Annotated in this window: 18 protein-coding genes and 1 riboswitch; of the genes, 12 read left to right on the forward strand and 6 right to left on the reverse strand. The window is 71.2% G+C overall.

The annotated features are described in order from the left end of the window. Positions 1–5 precede the first annotated feature (5 nt). Entirely contained in the window at positions 6–479 is a 474-nt protein-coding gene (locus IE140_RS32715; RefSeq protein ID WP_010070916.1) for an Lrp/AsnC family transcriptional regulator, read from the reverse strand. A 122-nt stretch (positions 480–601) separates the two neighbouring features. Here IE140_RS32715 and hppD point away from each other — a divergent pair, with 122 nt between their 5' ends. Continuing rightward, positions 602–1,747 (forward strand): 4-hydroxyphenylpyruvate dioxygenase, encoded by a 1,146-nt coding sequence (gene hppD, locus IE140_RS32720; RefSeq protein WP_088575072.1) that lies wholly within the window; start codon positions 602–604, stop codon positions 1,745–1,747. Positions 1,748–1,822: 75 nt separating this feature from the next. Here hppD and IE140_RS32725 read toward each other — a convergent pair whose 3' ends face one another. Next, on the reverse strand, positions 1,823–3,499 hold the full coding sequence (locus IE140_RS32725) for a tetratricopeptide repeat protein (protein WP_229826984.1): 1,677 nt from the start codon (positions 3,497–3,499) through the stop codon (positions 1,823–1,825). Between the two features lie 92 nt (positions 3,500–3,591). Here IE140_RS32725 and IE140_RS32730 point away from each other — a divergent pair, with 92 nt between their 5' ends. Further along, complete coding sequence (locus IE140_RS32730; protein WP_150197012.1) at positions 3,592–4,959, forward strand: FAD-binding oxidoreductase; 1,368 nt, start codon at positions 3,592–3,594, stop codon at positions 4,957–4,959. 22 nt (positions 4,960–4,981) lie between these two features. Here the strand turns inward: IE140_RS32730 and IE140_RS32735 are convergent, their stop codons facing one another. After that, positions 4,982–5,464 (reverse strand): SsgA family sporulation/cell division regulator, encoded by a 483-nt coding sequence (locus tag IE140_RS32735; protein WP_093445687.1) that lies wholly within the window; start codon positions 5,462–5,464, stop codon positions 4,982–4,984. A 281-nt stretch (positions 5,465–5,745) separates the two neighbouring features. Between IE140_RS32735 and IE140_RS32740 the strand changes: the two genes are divergently transcribed. Then, positions 5,746–7,377, forward strand: a complete 1,632-nt coding sequence (locus IE140_RS32740) for an RDD family protein (RefSeq protein WP_189460957.1) — start codon at positions 5,746–5,748, stop codon at positions 7,375–7,377. A gap of 170 nt (positions 7,378–7,547) precedes the next feature. Beyond that, positions 7,548–8,216, forward strand: a complete 669-nt coding sequence (locus tag IE140_RS32745; protein WP_010070912.1) for an RDD family protein — start codon at positions 7,548–7,550, stop codon at positions 8,214–8,216. 17 nt (positions 8,217–8,233) lie between these two features. Here the strand turns inward: IE140_RS32745 and IE140_RS32750 are convergent, their stop codons facing one another. Further along, positions 8,234–8,557, reverse strand: coding sequence for a hypothetical protein (locus tag IE140_RS32750; protein ID WP_093445685.1), 324 nt, complete (start codon positions 8,555–8,557; stop codon positions 8,234–8,236). 428 nt (positions 8,558–8,985) lie between these two features. Here IE140_RS32750 and IE140_RS32755 point away from each other — a divergent pair, with 428 nt between their 5' ends. Together IE140_RS32755 and IE140_RS32760 are read left to right on the forward strand one after the other, a co-directional pair. After that, on the forward strand, positions 8,986–11,388 hold the full coding sequence (locus tag IE140_RS32755) for an immune inhibitor A domain-containing protein (protein ID WP_150198268.1): 2,403 nt from the start codon (positions 8,986–8,988) through the stop codon (positions 11,386–11,388). Between the two features lie 124 nt (positions 11,389–11,512). Continuing rightward, entirely contained in the window at positions 11,513–11,941 is a 429-nt protein-coding gene (locus IE140_RS32760; protein WP_150198266.1) for a hypothetical protein, read from the forward strand. A gap of 42 nt (positions 11,942–11,983) precedes the next feature. Here IE140_RS32760 and IE140_RS32765 read toward each other — a convergent pair whose 3' ends face one another. Beyond that, entirely contained in the window at positions 11,984–12,574 is a 591-nt protein-coding gene (locus IE140_RS32765; protein ID WP_006124884.1) for an isochorismatase family protein, read from the reverse strand. A gap of 295 nt (positions 12,575–12,869) precedes the next feature. Further along, on the reverse strand, positions 12,870–14,198 hold the full coding sequence (locus tag IE140_RS32770) for a nicotinate phosphoribosyltransferase (protein WP_093445682.1): 1,329 nt from the start codon (positions 14,196–14,198) through the stop codon (positions 12,870–12,872). 79 nt (positions 14,199–14,277) lie between these two features. Between IE140_RS32770 and clpS the strand changes: the two genes are divergently transcribed. From clpS to IE140_RS32800, 6 genes are all read left to right on the forward strand, one after another. Then, positions 14,278–14,595 (forward strand): ATP-dependent Clp protease adapter ClpS, encoded by a 318-nt coding sequence (clpS, locus tag IE140_RS32775; RefSeq protein ID WP_010062069.1) that lies wholly within the window; start codon positions 14,278–14,280, stop codon positions 14,593–14,595. Between the two features lie 48 nt (positions 14,596–14,643). Further along, complete coding sequence (locus tag IE140_RS32780) at positions 14,644–15,270, forward strand: DUF2017 domain-containing protein (protein WP_150197736.1); 627 nt, start codon at positions 14,644–14,646, stop codon at positions 15,268–15,270. A 347-nt stretch (positions 15,271–15,617) separates the two neighbouring features. Next, a complete protein-coding gene (locus IE140_RS32785; RefSeq protein ID WP_150197735.1) occupies positions 15,618–17,069 on the forward strand; it encodes an amino acid permease in 1,452 nt (483 codons plus the stop codon). Positions 17,070–17,237: 168 nt separating this feature from the next. After that, positions 17,238–17,660 (forward strand): M67 family metallopeptidase, encoded by a 423-nt coding sequence (locus IE140_RS32790; protein ID WP_030087623.1) that lies wholly within the window; start codon positions 17,238–17,240, stop codon positions 17,658–17,660. A gap of 29 nt (positions 17,661–17,689) precedes the next feature. Next, a riboswitch (cobalamin riboswitch) is annotated at positions 17,690–17,843 on the forward strand. A 53-nt stretch (positions 17,844–17,896) separates the two neighbouring features. After that, complete coding sequence (locus tag IE140_RS32795) at positions 17,897–18,907, forward strand: ABC transporter substrate-binding protein (protein WP_150197734.1); 1,011 nt, start codon at positions 17,897–17,899, stop codon at positions 18,905–18,907. After that, positions 18,904–19,944: a FecCD family ABC transporter permease gene (locus IE140_RS32800; protein WP_032774957.1), complete on the forward strand. Its 1,041-nt coding sequence runs from the start codon at positions 18,904–18,906 to the stop codon at positions 19,942–19,944. Before IE140_RS32795 ends, IE140_RS32800 begins: the two co-directional genes overlap by 4 nt. Positions 19,945–20,011 lie beyond the last annotated feature (67 nt).

Genomic DNA, 20,011 nt, shown 5'->3' on the forward strand with positions numbered 1-20,011 from the left:
AGGGCTCAGCCGGTGTCCTCGGCCGCCTGCTCCACCAGCGGGATGATCCGCAGTGGAACCGGGTTTTCCATCACGATCGCCGTGGAGGCCCGGACAATGCCATCAAATCCGACAACCCGGTCGATCACCCGCTGAAGATCGGCGTTGGAGCGGGCGACGAGCCGGCACAGCATGTCGCCGTGCCCCGTCGTGGTGTGCAGCTCCAGCACCTCCGGTACGCCGCCCAAATGGGCCCGCACGTCGGCGCCTTGGCCCTGTTTGATCTCCAGCGTGGCGAACGCGGTGACCGGATAGCCGAGCGCCGCCGGGTCCACGTCCGGGCCGAACCCCCGGATGACGCCATTCGACTGAAGGCGGTCCAGCCGCGCCTGCACGGTCCCGCGCGCCACCCCCAGCCGCCGTGATGCTTCGAGGACGCCTATGCGCGGCTCACGTGCGAGCAGCACGATGAGCCGGCCGTCCAGATGATCGATCGCCATGGGCCCGCCTCCGGTAGTCAGCCTGTACAGATAGTCCGGCCATCATGGCCATCCGCTGCACATATTGACCAGTGGATGCGCGAACTATTGCGCACCTTGCGATGTGGGGAGAGCCTTCGAACATGACTGAGACTCTGCACACCAGCCCCGAAACCGCAGCGCAGGCCGACCGCTTCCCGGTCAAGGGAATGGACGCGGTCGTCTTCGCCGTGGGCAACGCCAAGCAGGCCGCGCACTACTACTCGACCGCCTTCGGCATGAAACTCGTGGCCTACTCCGGACCGGAGAACGGCAGCCGCGAGACCGCGAGTTACGTCCTCACCAACGGCGCCGCCCGCTTCGTCTTCACCTCCGTGATCAAGGCGTCCACCGAGTGGGGCACCTTCCTCGCCGACCACGTCGCCGCGCACGGCGACGGTGTCGTCGACCTCGCCATCGAGGTCCCGGACGCCCGTGCCGCGTACGCGTACGCCGTCGAGCACGGCGCGCGCGGCATCACCGAGCCGCACGAGGTCAAGGACGAGCACGGCACGGTCGTCCTCGCCGCCATCGCCACGTACGGCAAGACCCGCCACACCCTGGTGGAGCGCTCCGGCTACGACGGCCCCTACCTCCCCGGCTTCGCCGCGGCCAAGCCGATCGTCGAGCCGCCCGCCAAGCGGACCTTCCAGGCCATCGACCACTGCGTCGGCAACGTCGAGCTCGGCCGGATGAACGAGTGGGTCGGCTTCTACAACGAGGTCATGGGCTTCACCAACATGAAGGAGTTCGTGGGCGACGACATCGCCACCGAGTACTCCGCCCTCATGTCGAAGGTCGTCGCCGACGGCACGCTCAAGGTCAAGTTCCCGATCAACGAGCCGGCGATCGCGAAGAAGAAGTCGCAGATCGACGAGTACCTGGAGTTCTACGGCGGCGCGGGCGTCCAGCACATCGCCCTCGCCACCAACGACATCGTCTCCACGGTCCGCTCGATGCGCGCCGCCGGTGTGCAGTTCCTGGACACCCCCGACTCGTACTACGACACCCTCGGCGAGTGGGCCGGCGAGACCCGGGTGCCGGTCGAGACCCTGCGCGAGCTGAAGATCCTCGTCGACCGCGACGAGGACGGCTACCTGCTGCAGATCTTCACCAAGCCGGTCCAGGACCGGCCGACCGTCTTCTTCGAGATGATCGAGCGCCACGGCTCCATGGGCTTCGGCAAGGGCAACTTCAAGGCCCTGTTCGAGGCGATCGAGCGCGAGCAGGAGAAGCGCGGCAACCTCTGAGCCCTCCACAGACGCCACCGCGGACCGGGGCAGCACCCCGGACCGCGGTGGCGTGTGTCGTTCACGGCTTCCGCTTCACGGACTTTTCGACCCGGAGGGTGAGGCCGAGGGTGACGGGGACGTCGAAGGGGCGGTCGGCGTTTTCGACGGAGCCGGCGCCGGGGCCTCGGGCTTCTTCTCCGGCTCCGGCTCCTGCTTCTCCTTCTGCTCCGGTTCCGCCTCCCGCTTCGGCTCGGGGGCCGGCGGCGGGGGCGGGGGCGGCTGCATGTCGCCCGGCCCGCCCGGCGGCGGCTCACCCAGCGCCTCCAGCGCCTCCCGGGCCAGCGGCGCGGCGAGCGGCGAGAAGGCCGGGTTGGTGCGCACGGCCTGCTCCAGATTCCGGCGCGCCGGACCGTAGTCCGCCAGCGCCCGCTGGATCACGCCGAGGTGGTAGGCGTACGAGGCGTTCCGCACGCCCGTGTCGGCGGCCAGCCGCGCGTACTCCAGGCCCTCCTCGGACTTCCCCGCCCGGTGCAGCGCCCAGCCCAGCGCGTCCGCCACCGCGGCGCTGCGGTGCTGCCCCCGCCACTGGGCCCGCAGCAGCCCCACCGCCGTCTCCGGGTCCCCGTGGTCGGCCTCGAACCGGGCCAGCACCAGGGACTCGTCGACCCCGTCCTTCTTCGCCGCGGCCACCATCTCCCGCACCTTCGCGTACTGGGTGCGGGCGTCCCCGTCCAGCCCCAGCGACTCGTACAGCTCGCCCAGCTCCAGCGCGTACTGCGGGCGCGGCAGCTGTTCCAGCGCCCGCTGGTACGCGGCCGACGCCTCGTCGGTGCGGTCCAGCGCCACCAGGGCCCGGGCCCGGCCCGCCAGCGAGGCGTGGTGACCGGCGTCCGTGCGGAGCGCCGCGTCGAACTGCGCCACCGCCTCCTCCGGCTCACCCCGCTCCCAGGCCAGCTCGCCGAGCCGGTGCAGCGCCTCGGCCTTCTCGGCGGGCTGCGTCGCCCGGTCCGCCGCCTCCCGGGCGGTGGCCAGCGCGTCCTCGCGCCAGCCGTTGCCCCGGTAGAGGTCGGAGGTACGGGCCAGGGCGGGAACACCCTTACGCAGTTCGGCGAACCTCTCCGTCGCCGAGGTCGCCGCCTTCCGGTCGCCGAGCCCGGTGTACGCGTCGATGAGGACCGGGTACACGCTCCAGGTCTTCGGCTGCTGCTTCTTCACCGTCTCCCCCCACCGCTTCGCCGCGAGGAAGTCGTGCCGGGCGTTGGCCAGGGCCGCGAGACCCACCCACGCCTCCCCGTTGCCGCGCTCGCCCGGCTGGGCCTCCAGCGACCGCTTCAGGGCCTCTTCGGCGCGGGCGTAGTACGCCGTGTCCGCCGAACGCCGCGCCCACTCCACGTACGCCGTACCGAGCGTCGCCAGGGACGGGGCGTCCTCCGGGTGGGACTCCACCCACCTCTGCCGGTCCCCGATCAGCGCCGTGAGGTCCGAGAGCGAGGCCGGGGACCCCGCGGTCGCCGCAGCCTCGGCCCGCTCGACCGGCCCCGGCTCCTTCGGCCGCCCGTCCCCGTCGTCCACCGCCACCAGCGCCCCGGCCAGCAGCACCCCGGCGGCCACCGCGCCGAACGCGGCCCGGCGCAGCGTCGTCCGCAGCGTGGGCGGCGGCGGGGGCAGCGCGGTGGCGCCTTCGGCGGGCAGCGCGTAGGGGTCCTGCGGGGACGGCTCGGGCGGCCGGCCGGAGTCCGGGCCCTGCTGCGGCATGACATCCATGGCCATCACTCTGCGTCAGTCATACGAGCACACCGCGCCTTGGGATCGCCCCCCGCTCACGGGTTCACACCATTGGCCCCGGGTGACACGCTTGGATCATGAGCGATCTCCTCGAACGGCTGCGCGCGGGACTGCCTCCCGAGGCGCTGATCACCGATCCGGACGTCACCGCGTCCTACGCCCACGACATGGCGAGCTTCTGCGAGGCCGGCACCCCGGCCGTCGTCGTGCTCCCGCGCACGGTCGAGCAGGTCCAGCACGTCATGCGCACCGCCACCGCGCTGCGCGTCCCCGTCGTCCCACAGGGCGCCCGTACCGGCCTGTCCGGCGCGGCCAACGCCTCGGACGGCTGCATCGTGCTCTCCCTGGTGAAGATGGACCGGATCCTGGAGATCAGCCCGGTCGACCGGATCGCCGTCGTCGAACCGGGCGTCGTCAACGCGGTGCTCTCACGCGCGGTGAACGAACACGGTCTGTACTACCCGCCGGACCCCTCCAGCTGGGAGACGTGCACCATCGGCGGCAACATCGGCACCGCGTCCGGCGGCCTGTGCTGCGTGAAGTACGGGGTCACCGCCGAATACGTGCTGGGCCTGGAGGTCGTCCTCGCCGACGGGCGGCTCCTGACCACCGGCCGCCGCACCGCCAAGGGCGTCGCCGGATACGACCTGACCCGGCTCTTCGTCGGCTCCGAGGGCAGCCTCGGGATCGTCGTCAAGGCCGTCCTCGCACTGAAACCGCAGCCGCCCCAGCAGCTCGTCCTCGCCGCCGAGTTCCCCTCTGCGGCCACCGCCTGTGACGCTGTGTGCCGGATCATGGAGCGCGGTCACACCCCGTCACTCCTCGAACTGATGGACCGTACGACCGTGCGTGCCGTCAACGCGCTGGCCTCCATGGGCCTGCCCGAGACCACCGAGGCGCTCCTCCTCTGCGCCTTCGACACCCCGGAACCTCTCGCCGACCTCGCCGCCGTCGGGGAGCTGTGCACCGCCGCCGGGGCCACCGAGGTGGTCCCCGCCGACAACCCCGCCGAGTCCGAACTCCTCCTCCAGGCGCGCCGCATGTCCCTCACCGCGCTGGAGACCGTCAAGTCCGCCACGATGATCGACGACGTGTGCGTACCGCGCTCCCGGCTCGGCGCGATGCTCGCGGGCACGGCGGCCATCGCCGAGGAGTACGACCTCACCATCGGCGTCTGCGCCCACGCGGGCGACGGCAACACCCACCCCGTCGTCTGCTTCGACCACCAGGACCCCGACGAGTCCCGCCGGGCCCGCGAGTCCTTCGACGCCATCATGGCGCTCGGTCTCGAACTCGGCGGAACCATCACCGGCGAACACGGCGTCGGAGTCCTCAAGAAGGAGTGGCTCGCCCGCGAACTGGGGGAGACCGGCGTCGAACTGCAGCGCTCCATCAAGGCCGCCTTCGACCCGCTCGGTCTCCTCAACCCCGGCAAGCTCTTCTGATCCCCGCTTCTTCCAGCGGCTCTCACACCTCACCGTCCTGGGACGGCGACTCGTCCGCCGCCCACGGGTCGCTCAGCCACAGGTCGTCGGCCGGCAGCGGGGCCAGCAGCTCCGCCAGCGCCTCGTCCATCCCGAGCCGGTCGCTCTCGGTGCCCGGCGGCACCACCCGCAGGGTCCGCTCCACCCAGGCGGCCACGGCGGCCGACGGCACCTCCAGCAGGGCGTTGCCGTCGGGGGAGGTGAGGGCCACGCAGATGACACTGCGGCCCGCGACCTTCGTCGGCCAGATCCGCACGTCCCCGTGCCCGCACGGCCGGAACACGCCCTCCATCAGCAGTTCCCGGGCGAACGTCCAGTGCACGGGCGACTCGGAGCCGATGTGGAAGGCGATGTGCACGGCGTACGGGTCGTTCGTGCGGTACGTCAGCCGGGCGGGTACCGGGATGGACCGCTCGGGGGACAGGACCAGCTTCAGCTCCAGCTCACGTTCCACGCTGCTCATCATCGAAATGCACGACCTTCCGGTGCTCATGGGCCGGTCCCGTGACCGTCCCGCACAAGGAGAGAGCGCCCTCCCCGCCACCTATTACGCGACTCCTGGAAAAAACTTCGGCCCGTTTCCGAAGCCGTCCCGAAACCTGTGGCGACCCGTCTCGAAAGGGGGCCCAAACAGGTGGACCGGCCCGGGGGCGGGCGGCTGTCTGATAGATGTGGACCCTTGTATTGAGGCCGTCCGCCCGCCCGGCGGGGACGGCCTGAGGCCTCGAAGAGATACGGGACCCGCTGATGAGCGCGCCAACTCCGGCACCCGGTGACGAAAGCCCCCGCGAGGGCTACTACCCCGACCCCTCCATCCCCGGCTACGTCCGGTACTGGAACGGCGCGTCCTGGGTCCCCGGTACGAGCCGGCCCGCGCCCCGGCAGACCGCACCGGCCGCGACCGCCCCCGCCCCGGCGGCCGGTGCGGGGACCGCGCCGGTCGAGGAGACCGGGCCGATCTTCTTCGACGAGGAGGACGGCCCCCAGGACAGCGCGGCGGGTGCGCCGGGGTCCGGCGCACCCGCCCCGGACCGGGCGGCGGGGCCCGCTGACGGTGCGTCGGTCTGGCAGGCGGACGCCGCACGCCAGAACGGGTTCGGCGGCGAACGCGACCGCCGGGTCGAGTGGGGCGGACCGGCGCAGGAGCCCGCGAGCCCCGACGCGGGACGCCCGTCGCCACCGGCCGACCCGAGGGCGCCGCTGGCCCAGGACCCGACCGGCGGCGCCCTGCCGGGAATGCGGGAGAGCGGCGGCCGGCCCGCCGAGGAGGACGGGGCACGCCCGCCGGCGGACGGGACGGTCACGATCCGCGCGGTGGGACCCCGTTCGAACGCGGCACGGGGCGGCGCCCCGGGGTCCGGCACCGCGGGAGCCGGTGACGGACAGCCCGGTCCGGCACCGTCGAACGCCGTTACGCCACAGGGGCCGCAGAACGTGGGCGCGGCGCGGAACAGCCTCGCGCCGGCCCCGACGCCCCGCGCCCTTCCGGCGCAGGCCCAGGCACCGGCCCACCAGGTACCGGCACAGCAAGCGCCGGCGCACCCGCAGCAGGCACACGCCCAGCAGGCGTCGGCGCAGTCCCAGCAGGCGCAGCGCGCACCGCAGGCTCAGCAGCCCCAGCCGTCGGCTTCCGCACCCGCCCCGGCTCCCGCTCCCGCCCCCGTATCCACGCCGTCCCCCGATCCCGCGCCGCCGGCGGCCCTGCACACGCCCCTGACACCCGGTCCGGGCGGCGGCTCGGCCTCCTGGGCGCAGCAGGTCCACCAACTGGCCCAGCCCGAACCGCAGCAGCAGGCCCACCAGAGCCAGGGACCGGCGGCGGGCGCGGACCAGCCCGTCGTGCCGTGGAAGCCGCCGGTCGACGACCCCTTCCAGCAACTCGCCCGCAACCAGGCCTCGGCCCGCCCCGCCGGGCTCGGCAAGCGGTTCGCCGCCCGGCTCGTCGACAACCTCGTGCTCGGCGCGGTCGTCGGGGCGGTGGCCGTCCCGCTGTCGGCCCGGGCGCTCGACCACATCGACCGGAAGATCACCGCGGCGAAGGAGACGGGAGAGACCGTCACTGTCTGGCTGCTGGACTCCACCACCGGGGCCCTGCTGGGCGCGCTGCTCGCCGCGTTCCTGCTCCTCGGCTTCCTGCTGGAGGCCCTGCCGACGGCCAAGTGGGGCCGGACCCTGGGCAAGAAGCTGTTCGGGCTCGACGTACGGGACATCGAGTCCCATGACACCCCGTCCCTGGGAGCGGCCCTGCGCCGCTGGCTCGTCTACGGCGTGCTGGGGCTGCTCGTGCTCGGTGTGGTCAACGTCCTGTGGTGCCTGTTCGACCGCCCGTGGCGCCAGTGCTGGCACGACAAGGCCGCCCGTACGTTCGTGGCGGGCTGAGCGGGCTGAGCGGGCTGAGCGGGACCGGCGAACCGCGGGGCGTCGTCCGCTTATCGGAAAGACCGGCCGGGCGGGCGGCGACATGCCGGTCTAGACTCGTATGCCGCCCCGCGTCCCCCGAACGCACCTGAGCCGTTGCGGGCCCCGGTGGTGCGGGATGCACTGCCCCCATGAGCAACGACCAGCCGACGCCCGGCCAGCCGCCCGAGGACGACGATCCGTTCCTCAAGAAGCCGCAGGAGCCCCCGCCGCCGTCCGACGGTCAGCCGTACGGCAGTGCCCCGCCGCCCCCTCCGCCGCCGCCCCCGCCGAACGATCCGTACGGCAGTGGCGCGGGGTTCGGGGCGCCCGACCCGCTCGCCGGGATGCCGCCGCTCGCCGAGCCGGGGAAGCGGATCCTGGCGCGGCTCATCGACTTCCTCATCATCTCGATCCCGCTGTACCTGATCTCGCTGCCCTGGGGCGGCGCGGTCGACGTCAACGGGGACGGCGACGACGGGTTCGGCGACGCGGTCGCCAGCGGGTACAGCGGGCACCAGCTGCTCTGGTCGATCATCGGCCTGGTCGTCTACGTCGCCTACGACACCTACTTCACCCACAAGGACGGCCGCACGCTGGGCAAGCGACTGCTGAAGCTGCGCGTCGCGATGCTCAACGACGGGCGGGTGCCGGACACCGGGGCCGCGCTGATGCGGGCGGTCGTGCTGTGGGCCCCGGCGCTGCTGTGCTGCCCGTGCCTGTGGTGGCTGATCAACATCGTGCTGATGTTCACCGACAAGCCCTACCGGCAGGGACTCCAGGACAAGGCGGCCAAGACGGTCGTCGTCGTGGCCCGCTAGGGCCCTGGCGATCCGGCTCAGCGACGCAGCGAGTGCTCGTCGGCCCGAGCGGACGGACGCGCCGCCGGGACCCGCTCCCGGGCCCCGATGCCCTCCAGGGCGTGGTGCGTTCGGGCGGCTGCGGAGGCCCGGTCGGTCGCCGTCCGCCCGGCCTCTTCCGCCGTCCCGCGGCCGGGGTGCGGCAGGCGCAGGGCGACCAGGAGGCCGAGGATCAGCGCGGTCGTGCCGACGGCGGCCACCCCCACGCCGGACTCCGTGCGGAACAGCAGCAGCAGGGCGAGCGTCGTTGCGACGACGGTGGCCGAACCGTAGGCGAACTGTGCGGCAGTCGGACGCGGCATGACGGTTTCCGTCCTCGGGACGTCGGGTGGGCGGGCGGCGTTCGGCGCGGTCGTGCGTGCCGAACGACCCTACGACGGTGGATGCCCGACCCGGACCGGTAGTAAGCGTGACCTAACACACGGTACCGGTGCACAGGGGGCGCACGGAGTCATGGCTCTCACCAACCGGATGGTTGGGCGCGCCTGTTGAACCTCCGGACCGGACGGATCCGGGCCGGTCGCCGTTCCTTTGCCGTTCCCATGCCCTTCTCATACCGTCCGTATACCGGAAGAGCGCTCCGCATAGTGCACTTGGTCTGTTCAAGTCAAGGTCTGTCTTTTCTCTCATAACTCCGATCGAATGTCGTCACTTGTGACGCGTTCACGCGCGCGGCCCTCTCCATACCCCCCTGGCCGCAGCGCGGGACGCCCGGGGAGGACTGCTTCAAGTGACCAATCAGAGACGGGCGCTTCGCGCCGCCGCCGTTGTCGTGGCCATGGCCGCGACCGCCGCGACGGCGTCGACCTTCGCCACCGCCCAGGCGCATGACGGCTCATCAGGTTCCGGTGTCTCCACCGTCGACCGCCGTGACCCGGCGCCGGCCAAGGGGCATGTCGAGCACAACCTGGAGGGCCCCTTCAGCGAGCAGCAGGCCCAGCAGCGCGAGGCCGCGCTGGAGCAGGTGCTGGCCGGCGACAAGAAGGTGGCGAACAAGAGCGGCTCCAAGGTCGTCAAGCTCGGCGACAAGAAGTACGTGGAGCTCGGCCGGGAGAAGACCGACAAGATCTTCACCATCCTGCTGGAGTTCGGCGACCAGGTCGACGACACCACGATGTACGACCCGGACGGCGACGGCCCCAAGCCGCCCGTCAAGAAGTACGGCGGCGCCCCGGGCCCGGCGCACAACAAGATCGCCAAGCCGGACCCGAAGAAGGACAACAGCACCGCCTGGAAGTCCGACTACAACCAGGAGCACTTCCAGGAGCTCTACTTCGGCGAGGGCAAGGGCGTCCACTCGCTCAAGACCTACTACGAGAAGACCTCCTCGGGCCGCTACTCGGTCGAGGGCGAGGTCTCCGACTGGGTCAAGGTCCCCTACAACGAGGCCCGTTACGGCTCCAACTACTGCGGCCAGTCCAACTGCGCCAACGTGTGGGACGCGGTCCGCGACGGCGTGAACGCCTGGGTCGCCGACCAGAAGGCCAAGGGCCGCACCGACGCCGAGATCAAGGCGAACCTCGCCGAGTACGACGAGTGGGACCGCTACGACTTCGACGGTGACGGCAACTTCAACGAGCCCGACGGCTACATCGACCACTTCCAGCTGGTCCACGCCGGCGAGGACGAGTCGGCCGGCGGCGGCGCCGAGGGCACCAACGCCATCTGGGCGCACCGCTGGTACGCGTACGGCACCAACGCCGGTGCGAGCGGCCCCGAGAACAACAAGGCCGGTGGCGCCCAGATCGGCGACACGGGCATCTGGGTCGGCGACTACACCGTCCAGCCCGAGAACGGCGGCCTGGGCGTCTTCGCCCACGAGTACGCCCACGACCTCGGTCTGCCGGACCTGTACGACACCTCCGGCGGCGGCGAGAACTCGGTCGGCTTCTGGTCCCTGATGTCGGCGGGCTCCTGGCTCGGCACGGGCAAGGGCGAGATCGGCGACCTGCCGGGCGACATGACCTCGTGGGACAAGCTCCAGCTCGGCTGGCTCGACTACGACAAGGCCAAGGCCGGCAAGACCTCGCTGCACAAGCTGGGCGTCTCGGAGTACAACACCAAGAACCCGCAGGCGCTCGTCGTCGAGCTGCCGAAGAAGGCCGTCACCACCACCGTCGTCAAGCCCGCCGAGGGCTCGAAGCAGTGGTGGAGCGACATGGGCGACGACCTGTCGAACACCCTGACCCGCTCGGTCGACCTGACCGGCAAGTCCAAGGCCACGCTGGACCTTTCGGGCTGGTACGACATCGAGGCCGACTACGACTACCTCTACACCGAGGTGTCCGACAACGGCGGCACCAGCTGGACCGCGCTCGACGGCACCGCCGACGGCAAGGCCATCCCGCGCGACGCCAGTGACAAGCCGGCCCTGACCGACGTCTCGGGCGACTACAAGAAGCTCTCCTTCTCGCTGGACGCCTACGCGGGCAAGAAGGTCGACCTCCGCTTCCGCTACCAGACGGACGGCGGCGCGGGCGGCAAGGGCTTCGCGGCCGACGCCATCACCATCACGGCCGACGGCGCCGAGCTCTTCGCGGACAACGCCGAGGGCGACGACAACGGCTGGACCGCCAAGGGCTTCTCGCGGATCGGCGAGTCCTTCACCCAGGACTACCCGCAGTACTACATCGCGGAGAACCGCCAGTACGTCTCGTACGACGAGACCCTGAAGGTCGGCCCGTACAACTTCGGCTTCGCCACCACGCGTCCGGACTGGGTCGAGCACTACGCGTACCAGACCGGTCTGCTGGTCTGGCTCTGGGACACCTCCCAGAAGGACAACAACACCTCGGTCCACCCGGGCCAGGGGCTGATCCTGCCGATCGACGCGCACGCCAAGCCGCTCAAGTGGAAGGACGGCTCGCTCCTGCGCAACAAGATCCAGCCGTTCGACGCCCCGTTCAGCTGGTACCCGAACAAGGGCTTCACGCTCCACAACGCGGACGTGCCGCTGTACATCAAGCCCAGCCTGGGCAAGCCGGTCTTCGACGACCGCAAGGGCACCTACTGGTACAAGGAGAACCCGACGGGCAGTGTCAAGGTTTCTGACACGAACACCCGCATCTCCATCGTCCACGAGCCCCTCAATGGTCGGACGATGACCGTCCTGGTCAGCCCCTCGGGCCGCTGATCAAGTAAAATCGCAGGTCAAACCATGATCGGCCGTCGCCCTCTAGCGGGCGGCGGCCGATCGTGTTTAGGTGCGTCTTGTTCACATCCTTATTGACACGACGTCTCACGGGGGAGCGTGGAGCATGGCAGGCGGAGGTTTCTGCAGGTTGCCGAACGGCACGGTGGTGGTCGCCCTGACCCTCACCAGACCGGCCGACGGCACAGGTCCCGGCGGCGGTACGGAAGCCGGGCCCGGAGCCCCGGTACGGGTGCTGGTGCACGCGGCGAACCGGGCGCGCGCCCTGACCAGGCTGCGCAATCTGGGGCTGCGGGCGGTCTATCTGCGCGGCAACGACCGGCCGCCGACGCCGGACGAGGTCACGGCGGTGCTGCACCATCCGGACGGACTGCTCTGGCGGGCCGCGCCGCAGCCGGGCCAGGCCGATGTCCGGCCGTCGGCCCTGGGGCACCAGGCGTCCCCGCCGGTGTCCTCGTGCCAGGAGCTGTGGCACCCGATCCGGGCGCTGCTGGGCCCCTCCGGGTACGCGGGACCGGCCCGCCCGGCCGCGTAGGGCTCGGACGGGCAGGGCGGGGCCGGCCGGAGAGGGGCTGGACTACGACGCGACGACGGGCGTGCCGGAGAGCTTCACGCCCGCCGTACGCAGCTCCGCCAGGGCCCGTTCCGTGGTGGCCCCGGAGACGCCCGCGGTCAGGTCGAGCAGCACGTGCGTGACGAAGCCCTCACGGGCCGCGTCCAGCGCGGTGGCCCGGACGCAGTGGTCGGTGGCGATGCCGACCACGTCGACCTCGGTGACCTCGCGGTCGCGCAGCCACTGGGCGAGGCCGGTCCCGTTCTCGTCGGAACCCTCGAACCCGCTGTACGCGGCCGAATACGCCCCCTTGTCGAACACCGTGTCGATGGCGCCGGAGGCGACGGCGGGCGCGAAGTTCGGGTGGAAGCCGACCCCCTCCGTACCGGCGACGCAGTGCACCGGCCAGGAGTCGACGTAGTCCGGGTTCGGCGAGAAGTGGTCGCCGGGGTCGATGTGGTGGTCGCGGGTGGCGACCACGTGGCGGTAGGCGGGCTGGGCGTCACCGATCAGGTCGGTGATGGCGGCGGCGACGTCGGCACCGCCCGCCACCGCGAGGCTGCCGCCCTCGCAGAAGTCGTTCTGAACGTCCACGACGATCAATGCGCGGTGCATGGCGGGTGTCCTTCGGTGGGGGCGGGAGCGGAGTGAGCGGGAATCGGGGTGGGGATCGAGCGGCGGCCCCGGGGTCCGGGGTGCGGGGTCCGGGGTCCGGGGTCTCCGGGAGGGTGCCGGGGTTCGAGCCTAGGCACTGGAACGTCACAATCAAGCCCCGTCCGCGAAACCCCCGGTTGCGGACCGGCCCGGTCCGGGTACGCCCGGCGCGGATTCGCGGACGAGCCGTGCTGTATGCCGGGTTCCGCAACCCGGCCCGTACGCCCGGCGCGGCCCCGGGCGTACGCGGATGCGCTCAGGCGTACTCGGTGGGGATCACCGGCTCTCCCCGCGACAGCTGGATCGCCGACATCGGCAGCCCGGCGCGCGCGGCCACGTGCCGCTCCCGGACCGCGTCCAGCGGCTCGCGGGCGACCACCTCGCCGCCCCGCACCAGCTCCACCAGCAGCTGCCGGCCGGCCAGCTCGTCGGGGACGGGGCCGGTGCCGATCACCTCGGCCTCGGCGACGCCGTGCTCGTCGGTCCGGCGCGCGGCCCACTTGCGACCGCCGACCGACGACTTCGCGCCGAGCGACTTCTTGGCGACCGGCACCAGCGGGGCGTCCGGCTCCGCCGAGCCGGCGCGGGCCACCAGCTTGTAGACCATCGAGCAGGTGGGGTGCCCGCTGCCGGTGACGAGCTGGGTGCCGACCCCGTACGCGTCCACCGGCGCGGCGGCCAGCGAGGCGATGGCGTACTCGTCCAGGTCCGAGGTCACGACGATCTTCGTGCCGGTAGCCCCCAGCTCGTCCAGCTGCTGCCGCACCCGGTGCGCGACCAGCAGCAGGTCCCCGGAGTCGATCCGTACGGCGCCGAGCTCGGGACCCGCGATCTCCACGGCCGCCCGGACCGCCTCGGTGACGTCGTACGTGTCGACCAGCAGCGTCGTGCCCCGGCCGAGCGAGTCCACCTGCGCCCGGAACGCGTCGCGCTCGGTGTCGTGCAGCAGGGTGAAGGCGTGCGCGCTGGTGCCGACCGTCGGGATCGCCCAGCGGAACCCCGCCGCCAGGTCGGAGGTGGCGTCGAAGCCGCCGACGTACGCGGCGCGGGCGGAGGCGACCGCGGAGAGCTCGTGGGTGCGGCGGGCGCCCATCTCGATCAGCCGGCGGCCCCCGGCGGCGGCCGACATCCGGGAGGCGGCGGCGGCGATCGCGGAGTCGTGGTTGAGGATGGAGAGGATCACCGTCTCCAGCAGCACGCACTCGGCGAAGGACCCCTCGACCCGCAGGATCGGGGAGCCGGGGAAGTAGACCTCGCCCTCCGGGTAGCCCCAGATGTCGCCGCTGAAGCGGTAGTCCGCCAGCCATTCGAGGGTCGGCTCGTCCACGATCTCCTGCTGCCGCAGGAAGCCGATCATCTCGTCGTCGAAGTGGAAGTTCTCCACCGCGTCCAGCACCCGGCCGGTGCCCGCGACGACGCCGTAGCGCCGCCCCTCGGGCAGCCGGCGGGTGAACGCCTCGAAGACCGAGTGCCGGTCGGCGGTGCCGGCCTTGAGGGCCGCCTGCACCATGGTCAGTTCGTACTGGTCGGTGAAGAGCGCGGTCGACGGAACGCCGACCCGCCGACCGAGGTCCGCTGTGTTCATGGCTGGGATGCTACCCCCTATTCGTCAAAGTGACGAGATGTGGGGTCCGTTTGTGCGCCGGGCCCGCCCGGGTGGCAGCATGGGACAGGTGAGCGTTGCTACCCCGCTAGAGATCGAACGTCCCGATTCGGCCGAGGAGACCTTCGCGGTCCCCGAGCCGGACGTCCCGTGGGTGACGCTCGTCCACAACGACCCGGTCAACCTCATGAGCTACGTGACCTACGTCTTCCAGGCCTACTTCGGCTATCCGAAGGACAAGGCCCACAAGCTCATGCTGGACGTGCACCAGAAGGGCCGCGCCGTCGTCTCCAGCGGCAGCCGCGAGGAGATGGAACGCGACGTCCAGGCCATGCACGGTTACGGGCTGTGGGCCACCCTCACCCAGGACCGCAACTAGTCACTTCTCGCAGGACCCCGCCCCGTTCGACCCACCATCGGAGAATCCATGGCCGGCCATTTCGAGGCCACCCCAGGCGGCGGCGCGGCCGTCGCGCTCGACGAGGTCGAGATCTCCATCCTGCGCTCCCTCGCCGTCCAGCTGCTGGAGCTGATCGGCCCCGGCGACCAGCCCGCCGACGGCGAGGACCCGCTCGCCGCCCTCTTCGCGGAGGGCCCCAGCAAGCCGCCCACCGACCCGGCGCTCGCCCGGCTCTTCCCCGACGCCTACGGAGGCCCCGGAGGGCCCGAGGGGTCCACCGGGGCAGTGAAGCCGGGAGAGGAGGAGGAGCTGCGCGAGCGGTCCGCCGAGTTCCGCCGGTTCACCGAGATGGACCTGCGCTCCGGCAAGCGCGACGACGCCCTCGCCGTCGTCCGTACCCTGGACGCCCTCTCGCCCGTCGCGGACGGCGGGGCCGTCCTCACCCTCACCGGCGACGAGTGCCTCAGCTGGCTCCGCTCCCTCAACGACCTGCGCCTGACCATCGGCACCCGGCTGGAGGTCTCCGACGAGGACCAGGGCGAGGAGGGCTCGCTCTACCGGCTCCCCGACACCGATCCGCGCAAGCCCATGGTGATGGCCTACCTCTGGCTCGGCGCGCTCCAGGAATCCCTGGTCGAGACGTTGATGCCGTAGGGGGTGTCTCCGGAGAACGACGGGCCCCCGCCATGCCGTGGCGGGGGCCCGTCGTTCGCTCAACGGACGCTCAGATCCGAGTAACGATCCCCCCAAGTCATTCGGGCCATTCGTTCCGAGCGGGGATTTATGTCCCCTTCTGTCTGTGGTGTGCGCCACAGAATGTCCCACGGTGTCCCGTGACGGCCGTGTTAAATCTTCACGACCGCCCGGGGACGCCACCCCTGTTTCCCGGGGGCGCTGCACACCGGCCGAACGCCGGTCGCACTCCATCCATATCCGGGGGGATCAGGACCTGATCCGCAGCCTTGTACGGCGCGGATCGGCGTGGAGAAAGGCGCACCACCATGACATCGGCGCACGTCGACGAGGGACAGGTCGACAAGGGTCAGCCCGGCGGAAACGCCGGGGACGCCGGAAGCAGTGGCGAGGGATACCAGCGCGGTCTGGGAGCTCGTCAGATTCAGATGATCGCCATCGGCGGAGCCATCGGCACCGGGCTGTTCCTCGGCGCGGGCAAGGCCATCGACCGGGCCGGGCCGAGCCTCATCCTGGCCTACGTCATCGCAGGTCTGGTCATCTTCTTCATCATGCGGGCGCTGGGCGAACTGCTCATGTACCGCCCGGTCTCGGGCTCCTTCTCGGAGTACGCCCGCGAATTCATCAGCCCGTTCTTCGGATTCGTCACCGGCTGGACGTACTGGCTGTTCTGGGTGGTCACCGGAATCACCGAAGTCACTGCCGCGGCCACCTATATGACGTACTGGTGGAACATTCCGCAGTGGCTGTCCGCCCTGGTGTTCACCGTCATCCTCTACGGCGCCAACCTGATCTCCGTGAAGCTCTTCGGTGAGCTGGAGTTCTGGTTCTCCATGGTCAAGGTCACCGCCATCCTCGGCATGATCCTGATCTGCGCGGGCGTCCTCACCGTCGGCTTCTCCGACGCCGGGGACACCGCGACCGTCTCCAACCTCTGGAACGACGGCGGGTTCTTCCCCAACGGCATCACCGGCACCCTCATGACGCTCCAGATCGTCATGTTCGCCTTCCTCGCCGTGGAGCTCGTCGGCGTCACCGCCGGGGAGTCCAAGGACCCCAAGACCGTGCTGCCCAAGGCCATCAACACCGTGCCGTGGCGCATCGCCGTCTTCTACGTCGGCGCGCTGATCATGATCCTCTCGGTCGTGCCGTGGTCCACGTTCAAGCCCGGCGTCTCCCCGTTCGTGAAGGCCTTCGAGGAGATGGGGCTCGGCATCGGCGCCGCCATCGTCAACTTCGTCGTCCTCACCGCGGCGCTCTCCTCCTGCAACTCCGGCATGTACTCCACCGGTCGCATGCTCCGCGACCTCGCCCTCAACGGCCAGGGCCCCCGCGCCTTCACCAGGCTGACGAAGAACGGCCTGCCGCTGGTGGGCACCACGTTCTCCGCCGCCCTGATGCTCGTCGGCGTGTGGATCAACTACCAGTGGCCGGGCGAGGCGTTCAACTACGTCGTCTCCTTCGCGACCATCTCCGGCATGTGGGCCTGGATCATGATCCTGATCAGCCAGATCCGCTACCGCCGCAAGGCCGACGCCGGTCTCCTGCCGCAGTCCTCGTTCAAGGCTCCGGGCGCCCCGTTCACCAGCTGGTTCGCGCTCTGCTTCATCGGCATGGTCATCGTGATGATGGCCATCGACAGGGACGCCCGGATCTCGCTCTACTGCGCACCGCTGTGGGCACTCGTCCTGTTCGTCTCCTACCGGGTGCTCCAGTCGCGCGCCCCGGAGTCGGAGAAGGCCACGACCGAGACCCGCTGAGCCGGGCTCCCGGGGCCGCCCCGGGAGCCCCACCGACCCCGAGGGCGGGCCCCACGACCACCCTCCTCCCGGACAGCCCGGCCGCCCCAAAGGCCGACGGCGTCCAGCATCCGGCCCTCTGCGTATCACCCATCGGTACGCAGGGGGCCGCATGCATATCCTGGCGCCATGCTGACCATCACCCAGACGCTCTACGACCAGATCGTCGCCCACTCCCGCGCCGACCACCCCGACGAGGCGTGCGGAGTGGTCGCGGGCCCGGCCGGGACGGACCGCCCCGAGCGCTTCATCCCGATGCTCAACGCCGCCCGCTCGCCCACGTTCTACGAGTTCGACTCCGCCGACCTCCTCAAGCTCTACCGCGAGATGGACGACCGCGACGAGGAACCCGTGATCGTCTACCACTCGCACACGGCGACCGAGGCCTACCCCTCCCGCACCGACGTCACGTACGCCAACGAGCCCGGCGCCCACTACGTCCTGGTCTCCACCGCCGACACCGACGGCTCGGGCCCCTTCCAGTTCCGCTCGTACCGCATCGTGGACGGCGAGATCACCGAGGAAGACGTGCAGGTCGTCGAGGCGTACTGAGCCCCCGGGTACCGCGCGGAGCCGCCGGACGGGTCTGGCACACTGCACCCCGAACCCATCAAGGCGGCAGGAACCAGGAAGCCGGTGCGAATCCGGCACGGTCCCGCCACTGTGACCGGGCCCCCTCCCGTACGGACTCCGAATCCGTGCCGGAGGGCGGCCCGGAAGCCAGGAACTGGCCCGCCGCCTTCTCGCACCGACCAGGGGACGCGGAAATCCCCCGGAGAGGCCCCGCCATGTCCCGGCGCACCCCCGCGCTCATAGCCGCCGCCGTGCTGCTCCCGCTCGCCCTCACCGCCTGCTCCACCTCCTCCGACGGCGACGCCGCCACCGGGGACAAGGCGTCGGCGACGAGCGAAGGCTTCCCGTACACCGTCAAGAACTGCGGTGTCACCACCACGTACAAGGCCCCGCCGAAGCGCGTGGTCACCATGAACCAGCACGTCACCGAGATCATGCTGGAACTGGGCCTGAAGAAGTCCCTCGTCGGCACCGCCTACCTCGACGACCAGGTCCTGCCGAAGTACGCCAAGGACTACGCCTCCGTCCCGGTCCTCGCCAAGGAGTACCCCTCCTACGAGCAGGTCCTCGCCGCCAACCCCGACTTCGTCTACGGCGGTTACGCGAGCGCCTTCGCCGCGGGCGACGGCCGCGGCCGCGAGGCGTTCAAGAAGGCCGGCATCGAGACCCGCCTCAACACCGAGAGCTGCACCAAGGGCGACCAGCCCATGGACACCCTCTACGAGGAGATCCGCGAGGTCGGCCGCACCTTCGGCATCAGCGACCGCGCCGAGGCCTGGATCAAGCAGGCCAAGGCCGACAACGCCACCACCGCCAAGAAGCTGGCCGACCTCAAGCCCGTCTCCGTCTTCGTCTACGACAGCGGCGACAAGACCGCCTTCACCGCGGGCGGCGAGGGCATCGGCAACGAGCTGATCGAACGGGCCGGCGGCACCAACGTCTTCGCCGACCTCGACAAGCCCTTCGGTGACGCCTCCTGGGAGAACGTCGTCGACCGCAAGCCCGAAGTCATCGTGATCTACGACTACGGCGCCACCACCGTCGAACAGAAGAAGAAGCGCCTCCTCGACGACCCGGCCCTCGCCGACGTCCCCGCCATCAAGAACAAGCGCTTCGCCGTCATGCCGCTGTCCGACGCGGTCCTCGGCGTCCGCGTCCCCGCCGCCGTCGACAAGCTCGCGGCCCAGCTCCACCCGGAGGCGGTCAAGGCGGCCACCACCCCGTGACCTGCCGCGCCTCCGCTCCTCGGCGGCCGCTCGGTTACGTCCTGGTGCTCGGCGGCCTCGCCGCGCTCCTGGCCGTCGCCGTCCTCGCCGCCCTCGCGCTCGGCTCCGTCCGCATCCCGCCCGGCCAGGTGCTCGACATCCTGACCGGGCGGGCGGAGGCGAGCCCGTTCCGCACGATCGTCCTGGACGTGCGGCTGCCCCGGGTCCTGCTCGGCATCGTCGTCGGCGCCGGACTCGCCGTCATCGGCACCGTCCTCCAGGCCCTCGTCCGCAACCAGCTCGCCGACCCGTTCCTCCTCGGCGTCTCCTCCGGAGCCTCCACGGGCGCGGTCCTGGTCATCGTCCTCGGTATCGGCGCGTCCCTCGCCACCACCGTCACGATCCCCGCCGCCGCCTTCGCCGGCGCCCTGCTCTCGCTGCTGCTCGTCTACACCCTGGCGCGCGGCGGGGGCGGCATCACCACCAACCGCCTCGTCCTCGCCGGGGTCGCCGTCTCCTACGTCCTCTCCGCCCTGACCAGCCTGATCCTGGTCACCTCCGCCCGCGCCGACCACCTCCAGGAAGTCCTCTACTGGACCCTCGGCGGCCTCGGCGCCGCCCGCTGGGACATGCTCGCGCTCCCCGCGATCACCCTGGTCGCGGGCACCGCCGTCCTCCTCACCCTGGCCCGCCCGCTCGACCTGCTCCTGGTGGGGGAGGAGGGCGCGACCGTCCTCGGCCTCGACACCGCCCGCTTCCGGGCCGCCGTCTTCGTCCTCGCCTCCCTGATGACCGGGGTGCTCGTCGCGTACAGCGGGGCGATCGGCTTCGTCGGCCTGATGGTCCCGCACATGGCCCGGATGGCGGTCGGCGCCGCACACCGCGCACTCCTCCCGGTCGTGGCGCTCGGCGGCGCGGTGTTCCTCGTCCTCGCGGACCTGGCCGCCCGGACGCTCGCCGCCCCGCAGGACATCCCGGTCGGCGTGCTCACCGCGCTGACCGGCGGTCCGTTCTTCCTCTGGATGCTGCGGCGCAGGCCGGAAGGAGCACCGGCATGAGGCGCGTACGCCCCGGCCGGGGGAGCCCCGGCGCGAGGCCCGCCGGAAGGAGCGCCCGCACGGGGCC

Origin of the sequence: Streptomyces parvus, assembly GCF_014648875.1 — a bacterium.
Taxonomy (GTDB): domain Bacteria; phylum Actinomycetota; class Actinomycetes; order Streptomycetales; family Streptomycetaceae; genus Streptomyces; species Streptomyces parvus.